At 40.3% G+C, this 15,416-nt stretch carries 15 protein-coding genes; 7 read left to right on the forward strand and 8 right to left on the reverse strand.

Translation table 11 applies throughout. The features are described 5' to 3' along the window. Nucleotides 1–28: 28 nt before the first annotated feature. Genes LPB68_RS08280 through LPB68_RS08300 form a run of 5 tightly spaced genes read left to right on the forward strand, consistent with a single transcriptional unit; the run spans nucleotide 29 to nucleotide 4,333 of the window. A complete protein-coding gene (locus LPB68_RS08280; protein WP_068654489.1) occupies nucleotides 29–979 on the forward strand; it encodes an ABC transporter permease in 951 nt (316 codons plus the stop codon). Nucleotides 980–987: 8 nt separating this feature from the next. After that, a complete protein-coding gene (locus LPB68_RS08285) occupies nucleotides 988–1,833 on the forward strand; it encodes an ABC transporter permease (protein ID WP_068654491.1) in 846 nt (281 codons plus the stop codon). A gap of 37 nt (nucleotides 1,834–1,870) precedes the next feature. Continuing rightward, on the forward strand, nucleotides 1,871–2,878 hold the full coding sequence (locus tag LPB68_RS08290) for an ABC transporter ATP-binding protein (protein WP_068654493.1): 1,008 nt from the start codon (nucleotides 1,871–1,873) through the stop codon (nucleotides 2,876–2,878). Further along, nucleotides 2,875–3,858, forward strand: coding sequence for an ABC transporter ATP-binding protein (locus LPB68_RS08295; RefSeq protein WP_068654495.1), 984 nt, complete (start codon nucleotides 2,875–2,877; stop codon nucleotides 3,856–3,858). The genes LPB68_RS08290 and LPB68_RS08295 overlap by 4 nt, the downstream gene beginning before the upstream one ends. Nucleotides 3,859–3,889: 31 nt before the next feature. Beyond that, complete coding sequence (locus LPB68_RS08300) at nucleotides 3,890–4,333, forward strand: hypothetical protein (RefSeq protein ID WP_068654497.1); 444 nt, start codon at nucleotides 3,890–3,892, stop codon at nucleotides 4,331–4,333. 99 nt (nucleotides 4,334–4,432) lie between these two features. On the opposite strand, the gene LPB68_RS08305 is transcribed toward LPB68_RS08300, so the two are convergent. The 3 genes from LPB68_RS08305 to LPB68_RS08315 form a co-directional block, all read right to left on the reverse strand. Then, a complete protein-coding gene (locus tag LPB68_RS08305; RefSeq protein ID WP_068654499.1) occupies nucleotides 4,433–5,836 on the reverse strand; it encodes an NAD-dependent malic enzyme in 1,404 nt (467 codons plus the stop codon). A 154-nt stretch (nucleotides 5,837–5,990) separates the two neighbouring features. After that, a complete protein-coding gene (locus LPB68_RS08310; RefSeq protein ID WP_068654501.1) occupies nucleotides 5,991–6,467 on the reverse strand; it encodes a glutathione peroxidase in 477 nt (158 codons plus the stop codon). Between the two features lie 34 nt (nucleotides 6,468–6,501). Beyond that, entirely contained in the window at nucleotides 6,502–6,936 is a 435-nt protein-coding gene (locus LPB68_RS08315; RefSeq protein WP_068654504.1) for a MarR family winged helix-turn-helix transcriptional regulator, read from the reverse strand. A gap of 211 nt (nucleotides 6,937–7,147) precedes the next feature. Here LPB68_RS08315 and LPB68_RS08320 point away from each other — a divergent pair, with 211 nt between their 5' ends. Continuing rightward, entirely contained in the window at nucleotides 7,148–9,406 is a 2,259-nt protein-coding gene (locus tag LPB68_RS08320) for a poly(ethylene terephthalate) hydrolase family protein (protein ID WP_068654506.1), read from the forward strand. A gap of 101 nt (nucleotides 9,407–9,507) precedes the next feature. Here LPB68_RS08320 and LPB68_RS08325 read toward each other — a convergent pair whose 3' ends face one another. The 4 genes from LPB68_RS08325 to LPB68_RS08340 all read right to left on the reverse strand — a co-directional run bounded on the left by LPB68_RS08325 (nucleotide 9,508) and on the right by LPB68_RS08340 (nucleotide 12,807). Then, nucleotides 9,508–10,206 carry an ABC transporter permease gene (locus LPB68_RS08325; protein ID WP_082865534.1) on the reverse strand — a complete coding sequence of 233 codons (699 nt, stop codon included), beginning with the start codon at nucleotides 10,204–10,206 and terminating at the stop codon, nucleotides 9,508–9,510. Continuing rightward, nucleotides 10,196–11,119 (reverse strand): ATP-binding cassette domain-containing protein, encoded by a 924-nt coding sequence (locus tag LPB68_RS08330; protein WP_068654508.1) that lies wholly within the window; start codon nucleotides 11,117–11,119, stop codon nucleotides 10,196–10,198. Before LPB68_RS08330 ends, LPB68_RS08325 begins: the two co-directional genes overlap by 11 nt. A gap of 100 nt (nucleotides 11,120–11,219) precedes the next feature. Beyond that, nucleotides 11,220–12,155, reverse strand: coding sequence for a sensor histidine kinase (locus LPB68_RS08335; RefSeq protein ID WP_068654510.1), 936 nt, complete (start codon nucleotides 12,153–12,155; stop codon nucleotides 11,220–11,222). A gap of 1 nt (nucleotide 12,156) precedes the next feature. Then, a complete protein-coding gene (locus LPB68_RS08340; protein WP_068654569.1) occupies nucleotides 12,157–12,807 on the reverse strand; it encodes a response regulator transcription factor in 651 nt (216 codons plus the stop codon). Between the two features lie 209 nt (nucleotides 12,808–13,016). Between LPB68_RS08340 and LPB68_RS08345 the strand changes: the two genes are divergently transcribed. After that, nucleotides 13,017–14,438 (forward strand): glycosyl hydrolase, encoded by a 1,422-nt coding sequence (locus LPB68_RS08345; RefSeq protein WP_082865536.1) that lies wholly within the window; start codon nucleotides 13,017–13,019, stop codon nucleotides 14,436–14,438. A gap of 167 nt (nucleotides 14,439–14,605) precedes the next feature. Here the strand turns inward: LPB68_RS08345 and LPB68_RS08350 are convergent, their stop codons facing one another. Next, the gene (locus LPB68_RS08350; RefSeq protein WP_068654512.1) at nucleotides 14,606–15,379 is read right to left on the reverse strand and encodes a DUF6081 family protein; all 774 of its coding nucleotides are present in this window, start codon (nucleotides 15,377–15,379) and stop codon (nucleotides 14,606–14,608) included. Nucleotides 15,380–15,416: the final 37 nt, after the last annotated feature.

Below are 15,416 nucleotides of genomic sequence, written 5' to 3' on the forward strand. Positions count from 1 at the left end.
TGCCGGCGTTAGTCCGGAGGGGTATTGCTTGAGAAGATATATCTTACGAAGGGTTGGACAAGCTGTCCCCCTTCTTTTATTTATTTCTATTATATCGTTTGCGCTAATCAAGCTTGCACCAGGTGATCCTGTTCTTTCTTTTGTTACACCCAATATGGGAGCAGAGGATATTGAACGTATTCGCCAAAATTTAGGTCTGGATAAACCTATGTATGTCCAGTATTTATTGTGGCTCAAAAATGTACTTTCAGGTGATCTTGGTTACTCGATCGTTAATCATCGTCCCGTGATGGATCAGCTATTAGAACGTCTCCCTGCTACGGTAGGACTGATGGGTACGGGTCTTGTTCTCTCTATTATCATCGCCATTCCAATAAGTATGTATGCAGGATCACATAAGAATCGCTTCTTTGATCGGATACTTAGCTTATTCTCTTATATTGGTATTTCTATTCCAAGCTTTTGGTTTGGTATTATGCTCATCTACTTTTTCGCATTGAAGCTACATTGGCTTCCAAGTATGGGCATGCGGACGATTGGTTCAGACTCTATTCTGGATATTATGAAGCACGGGATTCTACCTGTGACTGTACTCTTATTTATGAACGTATCTGTCTACATGAGATATATTCGCTCTAATACGATCAGTCAATTGGAAGAGGATTATGTACAAATTCAATATGCTTATGGTTCAACTACGGGAACCGTATTACGGAGACATGTACTCAAGAACGTTCTCCTGCCTGTCATAACAATTCTCGGAATGTCTCTTCCAGAGCTTATCGCTGGAGCCTTCATCACGGAATCTGTTTTCTCTTGGCCTGGTATGGGTTCACTAGGGATTACCGCAGTACATGGACTCGATTACCCTATTATTATGGGTATTACGATGTTCTCCTCCATCATGCTCGTTGTGGGTAATTTGGTGGCAGACATCTTATACGGCGTGGTCGATCCACGTATCAAGACGATGAGGTGAGAAGCAACATGAATTCAATGAGATGGCGTAATATAACATCACAATTACGCGAACAAAAAATAGGTATAGCAGCTATCGCTGTTCTGATCATATTTGTGATCGCCGCAGCATTTGCTTTTCTATCTAAATATGATCCCAATCAAATCGTTGTTCTTGATCGATTAAGTCCACCTAGTTCCGACCATTGGTTCGGAACAGATAATTACGGACGTGACTATTTTGCCAGAGCATTATATGGTGGGAGAGTCTCGCTAAGCGTTGGTTTCCTCTCGATGGTTATCTCTGTTTCTCTAGGAATGACAGTAGGCACGATCAGTGGTTATTTCGGCGGTTGGGTAGATAATTTACTGATGCGATTCGTTGATGTTCTTATGGCTATTCCCTCTTTCTTTCTCATGCTTATATTGAACGCATATATGAAACCAGGGGTTGGAACAATCATCGTTATTATAGGTTCACTCAGTTGGATGGGTATTGCTAGAATTGTGCGGGCCGAGACACTCTCAATTAAAGAACGTGAATATGTACTCTATGCCAGAGTATCAGGACAAAGTAAATTTCGCATTATTCTTAAACATATTATTCCTAATATTATGCCAACCATTATTGTATCTGCTACGATTAATATTGCATCAGCTATCCTAATGGAATCTTCACTCAGCTTCTTAGGACTTGGTGTGAAGCAACCTAATTCCTCATGGGGAAGTATGCTAAATGATGCGCAAGGCTTCATTACTGAGGCTCCTCATCTAGCTATTATCCCTGGGCTATTTATATTATTGACTGTATTAGCTTTTAATTTCCTTGGTGATGTATTCAGAGTGGCCTTTGAGCCAAAAGCCAATAAACGTTAAAAAAATATTCATTTAGATATATTGGAGTGGGGTTTATATGAAAGACTTACTATCTGTCCGAAATTTGAAGACTTCATTTATGACCCGTGCAGGCGAAGTCCAGTCTGTCAGAGGGGTTAGCTTTAATGTGCAATCTGGAGATGTTATTGGAATTGTTGGAGAATCTGGTAGTGGTAAAAGTGTCACTGCCAAATCAATTATCGGATTAATTCAACCACCAGGTAAAATTATAGACGGACAAGTTCTGTTTAATGATAAGAATCTAGTAACATTATCGGATAAAGAAATACGCCAAATTCGCGGTAATGAAATTTCGATGATCTTTCAAGACCCTATGACTTCTCTTAATCCTGTCGTTCGTATTGGCAAGCAATTAATAGAGGTCATCAGACGTCATAGTGCAATAGATAAACATGCTGCAAGACAGCGAGCAATAGAATTACTTCGTGAAGTCGGGATCCCTTCACCAGAGCAACGAATTGACCAGTACCCTCATGAGTTTAGCGGTGGGATGCGACAACGGGTCATGATTGCGATGGCGCTTTCTTGTAATCCGCAACTTCTAATTGCAGACGAGCCGACTACAGCATTGGATGTCACCATTCAAGCACAAATTCTTGGGCTCATGTCACAGCTTAAAGAACGCACTAATACAGCTATCCTGTTAATCACACATGACCTTGGCGTTGTTGCCCAAGTATGCACTCGGGTTATCGTGATGTATGGGGGGCTAATCATGGAAGAAGGAACCGTGGAAGAAATCTTCGAACAACCACGACATCCCTATACACAAGGATTATTGAAGTCTATTCCTCGTGTTACCTCCGGTGGACGACAACGTTTATCTACTATAGATGGCACCCCACCAGATCTACTTAATCCACCTTCTGGTTGTCCTTTTATGGATAGATGTTCACATGCAGGATCCATATGTAAGACCATGCCTCATCGTACCGATTTTAGTAATCATCATCACGCATTTTGTTGGCTATATGAATCTCGTGAAGGTAATGATGCGAAATGGAGAGAGGGGGAACCAACATGAATCCAAATCCAGAAATTCTACTAAACGTGTGCGGATTAAAGAAGTATTTCCCTGCACGTGGGGCCGGAAGTAGTGGCCGAAATATACTAAAGGCTGTAGATGATCTCTCCTTTCATATCAATCGCGGGGAAACATTCGGGTTAGTTGGGGAATCCGGTTGTGGTAAATCAACGACTGGTCGAAGTATTGTGCGCTTATACGATGTAACAGATGGTGAGATTCTGTTCGACGGACATAATATCGCGTCGATGAATGAACGTCAATTGAAGCCATTTCGCAAAAGAATGCAGACCATATTTCAAGATCCTTATTCATCACTGAATCCAGGAATGAATGTTGAACAACTTATCAGTGAACCTATGGAGATTCACGGCATCGGAAGCAAAAAGGACCGCCGGGATACTGTATTAGAATTACTTGAGAAAGTCGGATTAAAAACAGAACATGCTCAGCGTTATCCGCATGAATTCAGCGGAGGACAGCGCCAACGAATCAGTATAGCTAGAGCTCTGTCCGTTCGGCCTGAGTTTATATTATGTGATGAACCTATATCGGCGCTTGATGTGTCTGTACAGGCTCAAGTCGTCAATATGCTTGAAGATTTACAAGCAGAATTCGGCTTAACATATCTATTCATTGCACATGATCTGTCCATGGTACGCCATATCTCAAATCGTATCGGGGTAATGTATCTTGGCAAACTCGTGGAGCTAGCTCCAAGTGATGAGTTATATGATCACCCAGCACATCCCTATACTCAGGCTCTGCTTGAAGCCATTCCGCAACCTGATCCGAAGCTTGCTCAACAACTAACCTCACCTTCAATTTCAGGTGACTTACCTAGCCCAATGCAGGATTTTCAAGGTTGTAAATTCGCTTCTAGATGCCCGTTTGCACAGGATCGTTGTCGCCAAGAAGAACCTCAATGGCTTGAGATTTCACCAGGACATTATACGGCTTGTCATTTATATGATAAGTAGAGAATATACAATAGGAAGGCGGTATCATAATATGAGCAATGACATTAGAATATCGCAGCATACTGCCATTCTATTAGAACACGCCAGAAAGGTACTGAACGATGAGGAACAGATCAAAGAAGCCATACGCTTAAACGATGTTAACCTCCTTCAGGACGCGGAAGAAGAACATTACCAATACGATGATTTCCTTACGTATACTAATGCACATAACGAGCAGATTGAACAGGCGCTCGAAGGATATCAAATGACCTTTAATACTCGAAATGGTCTAAAAATTTGGGTTGAGAAGAAATTTAATCTCCAAGCGAATGTGGATTTTAAATTCGGTGAGAATAGAATCGATGAGCTTCAGCTTAATCAACGTCAATTGGCTCAGTTAAGACAAGCACTTGCAGTCAATTGGACTATTATCGAGAATTCACATCATGATGGGCTCCATGAAGTGTCCTTAGTTCTACGTGTGAGTGAATAAGTAGCCCTAATATACTTCTAAGATCCACAACTTAAAAACATCTTCCCGCAAAGTATTAGCTTCTGCAGGAAGATGTTTTCTTTATAACAATTCCCCTCTTTATCTAAAATCAGGCGGAATACGCCTTGCTACTCCCGTTAGAATTGCCGCTTCAATAATGGCTTTTCGCACGGATGGCACGACTTGTTCATTGAATATGCTCGGGATGATATAGTGCTCGTTAAGTTCGGTATCTGTTACGACGGAGGCGATGGCACGCGCAGCAGCTAACTTCATGGGCTCATTGATTTCTCTAGCTCTACAATCTAGTGCACCTCGGAATAATCCAGGAAATACGAGTACATTGTTAATTTGATTCGGATAATCACTTCGTCCCGTTGCGAAGACCGCAACATGTTTAAGTGCCTCTTCAGGATTCACTTCAGGATCTGGGTTAGCTAAGGCAAATACAATAGATCGCTCGTTCATATTCTGAATGTCTGATCCACTTAATACGCCACCGCGAGAAACACCGATGAATACGTCTGCTCCATGGATGACTTCTTCTAAAGACCCTGATGCCTTCTCCACTTGTGGTTGATCGGCTAGCCATTGCCACATTGGATGAGTATACTCTCCGCCACAGACAATGGCGCCTTCTTTATCTACTGGTACAAGCTTTGTGACGCCTGCATCCAACAGCATTTTACAGATAGACACCCCTGCCGCTCCAATACCATTAACAACGATTCGAACATGGTTAATCCGTTTATTGACGATCTTCAACGCATTTAATAATCCCGCGATCACAACGACGGCAGTACCATGTTGATCATCGTGGAAGATCGGAATATCCAACTCGTCAGTTAACCTTTGCTCAATTTCGAAACAACGAGGGGAGCTAATATCTTCAAGATTGATACCACCAAATATAGGACTAACAGCTTTAATGGTCCGAATAATTTCTTCGGTATCACTCGTATCTAAGCATAATGGAAATGCATCTACGCCACCTAATTGTTTGAATAGCATTGCCTTTCCTTCCATGACAGGTGCTGCCGCATAGGGGCCTATATTCCCAAGTCCGAGCACCGCGGTTCCATCTGTAATAACAGCAACTGTATTTCGTTTAATGGTTAACGAATAGGCTTTTCCCGGATTCTCATGAATTGCCTTACATACTTTGGCTACACCTGGTGTGTATACCTGCGACAAATCCTCGCGATTCTTAATAGGTAATGTAGGTTCAATTTTGATTTTTCCACCAAGATGAACTAGAAAAGTACGGTCAGAGACGTTAATCAATTTGATTCCATCTAGACACTTTAACGATTCGACCAATAAATCTTCACTATGATCGCCTGCATCTACGGTAATATCTCGTATCGACGATTCTTTACTCGAATGAATCACGTCAATCGATGTGATGTCTCCACCTGCTTTACTCACTGCAGCGGCGACATCTCCGAAGCTCACTTGTTCATGATCCAACTCCAACCGAATGATAATACTTGTCTGAGCCATTCGTTAATTCCACCTCCACCATTTCAATACAGTTATAAAACCAAACTTTACCAATTTATTTTGTACACATAATATACAGCATTTGAAAAAATTGGACAATATAATAAACAAATTTACACTAACATAATATTAGACTCTATCTTCATGACTTTTTCTATTCTTCACACACTTGTTGAATATCTTGCTCTATAGATTCTGGGCTATCTGTGGGAGAGTATCTTCCTACGACATTTCCATCTCGATCAATAAGGAACTTCGTGAAGTTCCATTTAATACTTTTTAATAGAAAACCTTTACTGTTGCTGGTCAAATAATCAAATAGCGGATGTGCCTCTTTTCCGTTCACTTTCACCATGTCGTGCATAGGGAAAGTAACACCATAACTCAGACGACATGATTGCTCAGCTTCTTCTCCGTTGCGAAGTTCTTGACCAAATTGATCCGAAGGAAATCCAAGAACAATCAGTCCTTCATCCTTATACTTTTTATGTAACATCTCCAAGCCATCAAATTGATTTCTCAATCCACATTTAGTTGCAGTATTAACGATCAACATCGGTTTCCCTTTGTATTCATTAATTAGATATTTCGCCCCATCTGCTCTCGTAACTTCAATATCATAAATACTCATCTTCAATCACTCCTTCAGTATTCATCCTATTCAATCAGACTAATTGTTTCAAAAATGCATTTAAATTCTTCAAACTAATCATGATTTCCTCGGCATTTACATCAAAATAGTTACAGCTGATGATTGTCTCAATAATGGCTGTTTCTATTGCCTGTTCTTGCACTTTGGCCTGCTCGGTTAGCGAGATAATAGAAGCTCTCTTATCCAGCTCTGACTGTTGCTTCACAATCCAACCTCGATCAATCATTCGATTAACAATCGGATTCAACGTTCCTATCCCAAGATCTAATCTAATACCGATGTCCTTAGTAAGCAAATGATCTTCTTCCCAAAGCGTGAGTAATACTAGATACTGTGTAAATGTTAAGTTAAAGGGCTCCAACGTGCGTGCATATAACTTCGCAAAGTTTCCAGCAGCTTTGTATACTTCGAAGCATATTTGTTGATCAAGTTTTGACGTTTTAATCATGTAATCACACCTTACAGCAATATTTATAAATATACATCGTACACGATATATATTTATCATAAACTATATCGTGTGCGATGTATATAGTTTTATTCATAAGTGCCTATATCTCAATAAATAACAACGCTACCTAAGTTATGAGCGTGTTACAATAAGAGATATACGAATCAATTTCATACAATAACCTATTTAAACCTTTTGAGGAGAGCCCATGGAACTCGAAACTAATCTATATACACCATTGAAACCCTCCAACCGTTCACGAATAAAATTAAAAATGAAATCAAGAATTAAGACGACATATGCCTTAGATACAACCTTTTGGAGAATCGCTCAAAGTGGAGTTTGGGCAGTAGGCTGTTTCATGTTCGCATTAACAGCACTCAGCATGCCTACTAGCTTAGGCTCTATGCTCGATATACTCTTGATAATAACATTAGGTACACTAGGATTGTCATGCTCAGCCCATCTGATCGCACTCTTACTCGCCGTGATCGGAATTCGTATTCCACGTCTTTTTGCAGGTGGAGTTTTATTTCATTTGATCGCTTTTTATTTCATATTCTGGGTTCCAGGTAGTGGTATCGTTGTATCCATCGTAATGGCGTTGTTCCTCACCTTGTTAGGTATAATTATAGGTTGTTGGATTGCACTGTTAGTTAGCCAACAAGTGAGGAGTCGTACCAAATGGATTGTAACAATCCTATTATCTATCATCCTTTGTACCAGTATCATTTCTAATTCTATAGAGAGATCAGATATAATCTCAGAGTCACCAATTACAGATCCGACAGTTACAACACTCCAAGTCTCGAATCCATCTGAACTAGGTACTTACGATACTCAGTATTTCACATATGGCAGTGGCATTGATTTGCACCGCGAGGAGTATGGACCTAAGTCTGATCTGACATCTTCATCCGTAGACGCCTCCTTCTATATTGATGAATGGCCGCTTCTGCGCACTTTATTCTGGGGATTTAACCAAGAGGCACTTCCTCTTAACGGAAGAGTTTGGATGCCAACTGGGGAAGGTCCTTTCCCACTCGTACTGATCGTTCACGGTAATCATTTAATGGAAGATTATTCAGACGATGGGTATGGTTATCTTGGGGAATTACTTGCAAGTAGAGGGTTTGTAGCGATATCCGTCGATGAGAACTTTCTGAACTATTCCGTATGGTCGGGTATACCTGACAATGATATTAAAATACGATCATGGTTACTACTGAAACATATACAGCAGATGCAACTATTCTCAGAAGATCCTGAATCTCCCTTCTATCAGAGCGTGGATTTCAACAATATTGCTCTGATTGGCCATTCCCGTGGTGGACAGGCTGTGGCAATGGCTGCAGATGCGAAGCAATGGTTCCAATCTGACTCTGGACTTAAAGAAGACCTCCAGAATAAGACTTTTACTATACAAGCTGTTATCGCTCTCGCACCAACCGATTCAAAAGTCGATGGTTTGCAAGCTAAGCTTCAAAATGTAAGCTACATGGCTCTTCAAGGAGCACGTGATGGTGATCTGAATGAGTATTTCGGAGAACGTCAATACACTCGAACTAGCTTCTCTTCTGATGATGTAGGATTTAAAACCTATCTCCATATCCCCAACGCGAACCATTCCCAGTTCAATACTACATGGGGAGGGCTGGATACAAACTTGCCAAAAGGGTTATTCCTCAACCGCAAGCAAATGATGACGGGATCGGATCAAAGACAAATCGCTAAAGTGTATGTATCTGCCTTCTTGGAAACTGTCCTACACGATACTCAAGAATATGAACCTTTGTTTCGGGATTACCGCACAGGACTTAATTGGCTACCCAATTCTATCTATTTCAATAGATTCGAAGATGCGAAATTCACGGCGCTTGCGAGATACGATGAAGACGAGGATCGAACAACTCTCTCATATGATGGCAAAGCTGAGGCAAGTGATGGAATACGCTGGACAGAAGAGTCTATCTCTCTTCAGAATAAGGGTGTTCTTTTAGAAACGACGGAAGATCACAGCAAAGAAACATCTTACTCGTTAAGTTGGGATGAAGAGGATGTGACTGATACATTTGCAGAAGCTGACGGGTTATCTCTATCTATCGCAGATCAAAGTACACTTAAAGAAGAGATTCTTACATCAGGAGATATCCTCCCGATTGCCGACGTGGACATTGCATTAGAGACTAGTGATGGTGTATCCGTTACTCTTCCCTTATCTCAATTCATGAACCTTCAACCAATCATTACTCCTCAATTCACGAAGAGTGAATGGCTTGAGAAACATTTCGATAAGGGCAAATATAATCTTCCAGAGAAAGCGATCCTCCAGACGGTTGAATTACCTTTCGAAGAGATTCAGAAGGTTAATCCCAAGTTCAATCCTGCTCTTATCCATAGAATTACACTGAATTTCAGTCGTGTACCTAGTACAATCATATTAGATGATGTGGGGCTATACCGTTAATAAAAAACCCTAGATGATATTTACAAGAATGCACATCATAATATAACTAGAGGCGTCCCCAAGTCATGAATATGGCTGGAGACGCCTCTTGTTTCACGTACTTATACAATATCCACTCTATCTATATTTCTAAAAGTGACGTAGGCTATGATCACACCAATCGCAGCCAACGAAAGCGGGATTGCGATAATATTACTAAGAGAGTGACCCATATTGTTAGAGTTAACTAATCCAATAATCAATAGCGATGACACAATCGTAGTAGGGACTGATTTCTTTCGCATGCCAAAATATAAGGAGATAAGACTCATCCCCGTTGCGGCTATGGCCTGAACGACAATATTGAGGAACTCTGAGGATCTCCAATGGCTAGCTAGATCATTTTGAACGAAATGAAAGTAATGATTAACCATGACAAAAGACCCTGCTACAAACACATTAGAAACCACGATTACAATGAATGTCATCCCAGTAATCAGCAGGATTTTAGATAGGATCACTTTCTTACGTTGGATTGGATAGGTAAATAGAAGTGAGATGGTATTATTCTTATATTCATCAATGATTAATTTGGAATACAGAACACCTGCAAAAATAACAAATGTTACTCGAACTATCGTGCCTATGATTGATAGAGCTTCAGCTAAGTCTACAAAGGCGGGACCTTCCCCCTCCAGTTTCTCCACATAAGGCAAAAAACACATAGTTAGAACAATAATCACATTCGCAAGGATAACCCCTCTAAGGTACCATCCGAATTTATTCTTCTTCAATTCAAGCTTCATCAAATTAAACAACATTCTCAACCCCCTCTATTTGTGTTAAGAAGTATTCTTCTAATGACGCTGTCCTTTTATTAATAGATTCGATGTTAATATCATTTAGGATCAATGTTTTTGAAATGTCCGATTGAGCGATCCCTGTATCGTAAATACGAATGATTGCGTTATCCATGACCTTAAAGTTTCTAAGTTGAAGCTTACTCTCTAGAATAAAGGCTGCCTTCTGGTAATCAGGAGTCTTGAGTTCAACATAATCTGTACCCTGACCTCTCATCGTGTCCATGGAAATCTCTCGGATTAATCGTCCACTCTTAATAATTCCGATCGTATCCGCGATAACTTCAACCTCTCCCAATAGATGACTTGAGATTAACAAGGTCATACCATACTCTTTACTCAACATACTGAAAATACTTCTCATATCTTTCATTCCGCTAGGATCCAACCCATTGATGGGTTCATCCAGAATTAACAACTCCGGTCTCGTGATCATAGCTCTAGCGATACCCAACCGCTGCTTCATTCCTAGAGAGAAGTCTCGGACAGACTTTTGATCCACATTAGTTAAATGGACTAGTTCCAACGTTTCTTTGAGAGCCTTCTTATTATAGAAACCCATATAAGCACAATGCAGTTCAAGATTCTCAAGTGCAGTCAATTTGTCATAAAAGACAGGAAATTCAATAATGCTACCGACCCGCTTAAGGTACTCAATGGACGAATATGTTAGGGGCTCTCCGAAAATTTCAATGTCACCACTAGTAGGTTTGACCAGATTAAGGAGCATCTTCATCACCGTCGTCTTCCCTGATCCATTAGGTCCGAGGAAGCCGTAAATCTCTCCTTGAAAGATATTCATACTTACATCTGATACGACTTCTTTTCCTTGAAAAGATTTAGTTAAATGTTTCGTGCTCACGATAATACTCATTTATTTAGCTCCTTCAAATGTTCTTATCTAAAGAATAGAGCATAATCTTTTCTTTTTTGTTTCTTAATTCTTAAGAAATTCTTACGAATGAATAGCTCCCTTAATATGTCGCTCGTGGTAGTATCACCGTAAATGTTGTCTTCACGTATGGTTTGCTATGCAGACGGACTTCCCCACCCAATTGTTCCACCAATCTTTTCGTTATGGTGAGCCCGAGTCCACTTCCCTGAAAAGATCTATTCCTGGAGTCTTCGAGGGTGTACATCCTTTCAAAAACAAGATCATGGTGTTGCTCACTGATGCCCTTCCCTTGATCCCATACATCTATGTATACAAAGGCTTCGTCACTTCTTAAAGTTATGCCAATCACTTTTCCATCGGCCCCGTAGCGGATTGCATTATCTATTAAATTATTTAATATTCGATCTAACGCTTCTTCATTAGCATAGGCGTAAATTGGTGACTCTGGTATGTCAATGGAAGGCTGGATATAGTTCGATTGAATGACATCATAGTAGGATAGAATACTATTCTTACACACACCATTCATGTTCACACGCGTCAACGGAAAATCTTGATCATTTGACTCTAACTTCGCTAGATCAAAAAAAGTATGGATCATCTTAACGATCTCTAATGCTTTTTGATGAAGCAATCTTAGTAATCGTTCTTGTTCTTCTGGATCTAAATTAGGATCATCTAGAATCATTTCGATCGTGCCGAGTACGACGGTTAATGGCGTCTTTAAATCGTGGGATACGTTGGCGAGCATTCGCTTCATAACTATTTCTGTTCGCGTAAAATGTGCTGTTAACTCTTGATTAGCATCTAACAACAGATTCATCGCCGTTAATAGTTTTTGGATGCTGACATCATCTGTTACTCTCATTAGCTGCTCTGAAGACTTATTCTCCATAATAGACGTTAATTTGTTGTAGCAATATTTCAGATCATCAGACCTTCTCTTCGCAGCTATGTACTGAAGTACAACAATCATACTTAATATAAAAATGATAGTTATCCATACAATGGTCATACTAAAACTCCCCTAGCCTATATCCGATTCCCCACAGGGTCTTAATATATTGAGGCTCCGAAGGGTTGTCTTCGATCTTTTCTCTCAATCTTCGCATATGTACATTAATAATATTCTCGTCCCCGTAATAGGGTTCATCCCATACGGTTTGGTAGATATGTTCTTTGGTAAATACCTTTTTCGGATTAGTCATGAATAGTTTGAGTATTTGATGTTCCTTAGAAGTTAATTTTATTTCCTGCCCTTTTTTACTACAGGTTAGATTCTCTACATCCATCATCAGTTCATGGATCTCAATGATATTTCTTCTACGATCCTCAGGGGCATTGACATGGTAATTAGCTCTTCGAAGAGCCGCGTTCACTCTAGCAGACAGTTCAATCATAGAGAATGGTTTGGCTATGTAGTCGTCTGCACCGAAGCCAAGTCCTAGCGCTTTATCTACTTCACCATCCTTCGCAGATAATATCAGAATCGGGATCAGGCTCTTCTCCCTAATCATTCTTAACAATTCCATTCCACTTAGCTTCGGAAGCATCAGGTCTAGAAGAATCAGATCGAATGACTCGAGGGTAAATATCCGTAATGCCTCTTCCCCATCCTTCGCATGGATAACAGTAAATCCTTCCTTCTCTAAGTAAGTGATAACCATCTCTCCTATGGAAAGCTCATCTTCCACGAGTAATATTGTTCCTGCCACTTTACCTATTCACCCACCCATCATGTTATATCCATGATTGTATCGTAATTTCAACAGTTTATCATCGTATAATTGGTAAATCCCGTATTAATTTCTCCATTTACTGTATATCATTGTAAGCTTATGATTAGACACATGTATACTTATAATGGAGGGTTATTATGAAGAAATGGATCATCCTTACGGCGACGAGCTTAGTTATTATTACCGTGGCATTTACAAGCTACTTCTTAAGTAACCGAGAAGAGCCTATTATCTTTTTCGAGGCAGAAGATGGTGTCCTCAATGGGGTTGAGAAGAGTCAACAGACTGCTCTATTCTCTGGGAATGGATATGTTACTGGCTTCGATCAACCTGAGGATTCATTATCTGTAAAGCTACATGCTCCTGAAGAGGGAATGTATCAACTCTGGATCGGGTATAACGGCCCAAATGGTGATAAACAGAGCAACCTCTCGCTTAATGGACAACCATTTGCTGATGTTAAATTAGTACCTACGACAGGATTTACTGAGTTGAAGTATGGAAGAGTTAAATTACTAGAAGGTGATAATACCTTCACCTTCACGACTGGATGGGGCTGGTATGATATCGATTATGTCAAAATTCAAAAGGTCGCTCCCAAATCAAAACATCAAGTGAAGAATGAACTTGTTAACCCTAACGCAACTAAAGAAGCACTCACACTACATAAATTTTTACTAGATCACTATGGAAAGAACATACTATCTGGACAGCAGAATCTTATTGAAGCGCTGGAACTAAAGGCTGAATATGGTAAGCTTCCTGCGGTGGTCGGATTCGATTTAATCGAATACTCTCCAACCCGTGTTGCACATGGTTCAAACTCGAAGGAAGTTGAGAATATCCTTCAGTGGGATGAACTCGGTGGAATCACAACACTCGCATGGCATTGGAACGCACCTAAAGACCTGATTGATTCGGTTGAACAACCTTGGTATAAGGGCTTCTATACAGAAGGAACAACATTCGATATAGAGCAAGCTTTAGCGAATCCCGATTCAGAGGATTATAAGATGATCCTAAACGACATCGATGTGATCGCCATACAATTAAAACGTCTTCAAGAGGCTAACATCCCTGTCCTTTGGAGACCTTTACATGAGGCTGAAGGGGGGTGGTTCTGGTGGGGAGCTAAAGGTCCTGAGCCTGCTAAAAAACTCTATCGTCTACTCTATGATCGCTTAACTAATGTCCATCAACTCAACAATCTCATCTGGATTTGGAATTCAGAATCACCAGAGTGGTATCCTGGAGATGATGTCGTCGATATTATCAGTATCGATTCTTATCCTTTAGCAGGAGATTATAGTCCTATTAACCACCGCTATGATCAACTCGTAGAACTTGTCCAAGACCGGAAGTTGGTTGCTCTAACGGAGAATGGGCCAATACCTGATCCTGATCTTCTTCAAGAATATCAGAGTGATTGGAGTTGGTTCTGCACGTGGGAGGGAGAGTTCATTAATGATGGGATACAGAATAACAAAGAACATATCCAGCAAGTATACAATCATCCTTATGTCCTTACGTTAGATGAGCTACCCGAATATAAGAAATAGAGTATCAAGAATCAATTTCATAATTACGAAAATCGATTTAGATGCATCGGCGATTATGAAATTGATTCAAGTAAAATTTATGCTTTTTTTAAGCAACAAGAGCTGTCCGCAACGTGTGTAACCACATCTGCGAACAGCTCTTGTCTTCATTTAAATATACAACCCATCTATTCCGTAACTTCCACTTCATTCGATACTTTAACATCTTTTGATCCCTCAATCGTAGTCACAGTAACCGGTGACCACTCCGCAATAATAGTCTGTCCATGAACAGATACGCTGCCTTCTGGCGATAGGTCCTTCTCAGTCATCATCCCAAGCGCAATCGTGAACTGATTGAACTTGATCGGAATGTTCTTCTCCCGTCTGATCTCTACCCCATTTAGATAGAATACTGCTTCATCTTTAGCGCGATTATACGTTATTTTATATGTGTTGAATTCTCTCGCCTTAAAGTTCGTATCTTCTTTGAACACACAGAAGTATCGTGTCTTGTCAGATGGAGGAACCTCTACACCTGGAAAAGGTAGCACGGCATATACACTTGCATATTTATCATTTCCAGCAAAGAAATCAAGCGCTGCTCCTGTTGTGAAATCCAGCAAATTAACAGATACATATCCATCATATAAATCTCCAGGAGCTGTATTCTGTGAACGTGCACGAATTTGAAGTTCAAAACTTACTTCGCCTGCTTCAGGTACTTCGACGGGATCTACCGAATAGTACATATGTTTAGCATTATCTAGAATTTGGATATGATTATTCTGACGACTTAATGTTGCGCGAGCATACAGAATTCCATTGCGTACGATCACAACTGCATCTGGCTCGCGATACTCCCAGAATGTTCCGTCAGGAAGTGGGAACCCACCTATTTTCCACACTTTCCCTTCATCTAAAATGGTATGAAAATCACCAATCACACGCTGTTGTTCCATCTTAAATCCCTCTTTCTTCAATATATTAACATCTTAA

The sequence above is a fragment of the Paenibacillus crassostreae genome (assembly GCF_001857945.1).
Taxonomy (GTDB): Bacteria; Bacillota; Bacilli; order Paenibacillales; family Paenibacillaceae; genus Paenibacillus_AQ; species Paenibacillus_AQ crassostreae.

What these genes read in the sequence shown, in the direction of transcription:
- LPB68_RS08300 (WP_068654497.1), top strand. Translation starts at nt 3,890, where the DNA reads ATGAGCAATGACATTAGAATATCGCAGCATACTGCCATTCTATTAGAA.
- LPB68_RS08350 (WP_068654512.1), bottom strand. Translation starts at nt 15,379, where the DNA reads ATGGAACAACAGCGTGTGATTGGTGATTTTCATACCATTTTAGATGAA.
- LPB68_RS08345 (WP_082865536.1), top strand. Translation starts at nt 13,017, where the DNA reads ATGAAGAAATGGATCATCCTTACGGCGACGAGCTTAGTTATTATTACC.
- LPB68_RS08295 (WP_068654495.1), top strand. Translation starts at nt 2,875, where the DNA reads ATGAATCCAAATCCAGAAATTCTACTAAACGTGTGCGGATTAAAGAAG.
- LPB68_RS08335 (WP_068654510.1), bottom strand. Translation starts at nt 12,155, where the DNA reads ATGACCATTGTATGGATAACTATCATTTTTATATTAAGTATGATTGTT.
- LPB68_RS08310 (WP_068654501.1), bottom strand. Translation starts at nt 6,467, where the DNA reads ATGAGTATTTATGATATTGAAGTTACGAGAGCAGATGGGGCGAAATAT.
- LPB68_RS08340 (WP_068654569.1), bottom strand. Translation starts at nt 12,807, where the DNA reads ATGGTTATCACTTACTTAGAGAAGGAAGGATTTACTGTTATCCATGCG.
- LPB68_RS08285 (WP_068654491.1), top strand. Translation starts at nt 988, where the DNA reads ATGAATTCAATGAGATGGCGTAATATAACATCACAATTACGCGAACAA.
- LPB68_RS08305 (WP_068654499.1), bottom strand. Translation starts at nt 5,836, where the DNA reads ATGGCTCAGACAAGTATTATCATTCGGTTGGAGTTGGATCATGAACAA.
- LPB68_RS08290 (WP_068654493.1), top strand. Translation starts at nt 1,871, where the DNA reads ATGAAAGACTTACTATCTGTCCGAAATTTGAAGACTTCATTTATGACC.
- LPB68_RS08315 (WP_068654504.1), bottom strand. Translation starts at nt 6,936, where the DNA reads ATGATTAAAACGTCAAAACTTGATCAACAAATATGCTTCGAAGTATAC.
- LPB68_RS08325 (WP_082865534.1), bottom strand. Translation starts at nt 10,206, where the DNA reads ATGTTGTTTAATTTGATGAAGCTTGAATTGAAGAAGAATAAATTCGGA.
- LPB68_RS08320 (WP_068654506.1), top strand. Translation starts at nt 7,148, where the DNA reads ATGGAACTCGAAACTAATCTATATACACCATTGAAACCCTCCAACCGT.
- LPB68_RS08330 (WP_068654508.1), bottom strand. Translation starts at nt 11,119, where the DNA reads ATGAGTATTATCGTGAGCACGAAACATTTAACTAAATCTTTTCAAGGA.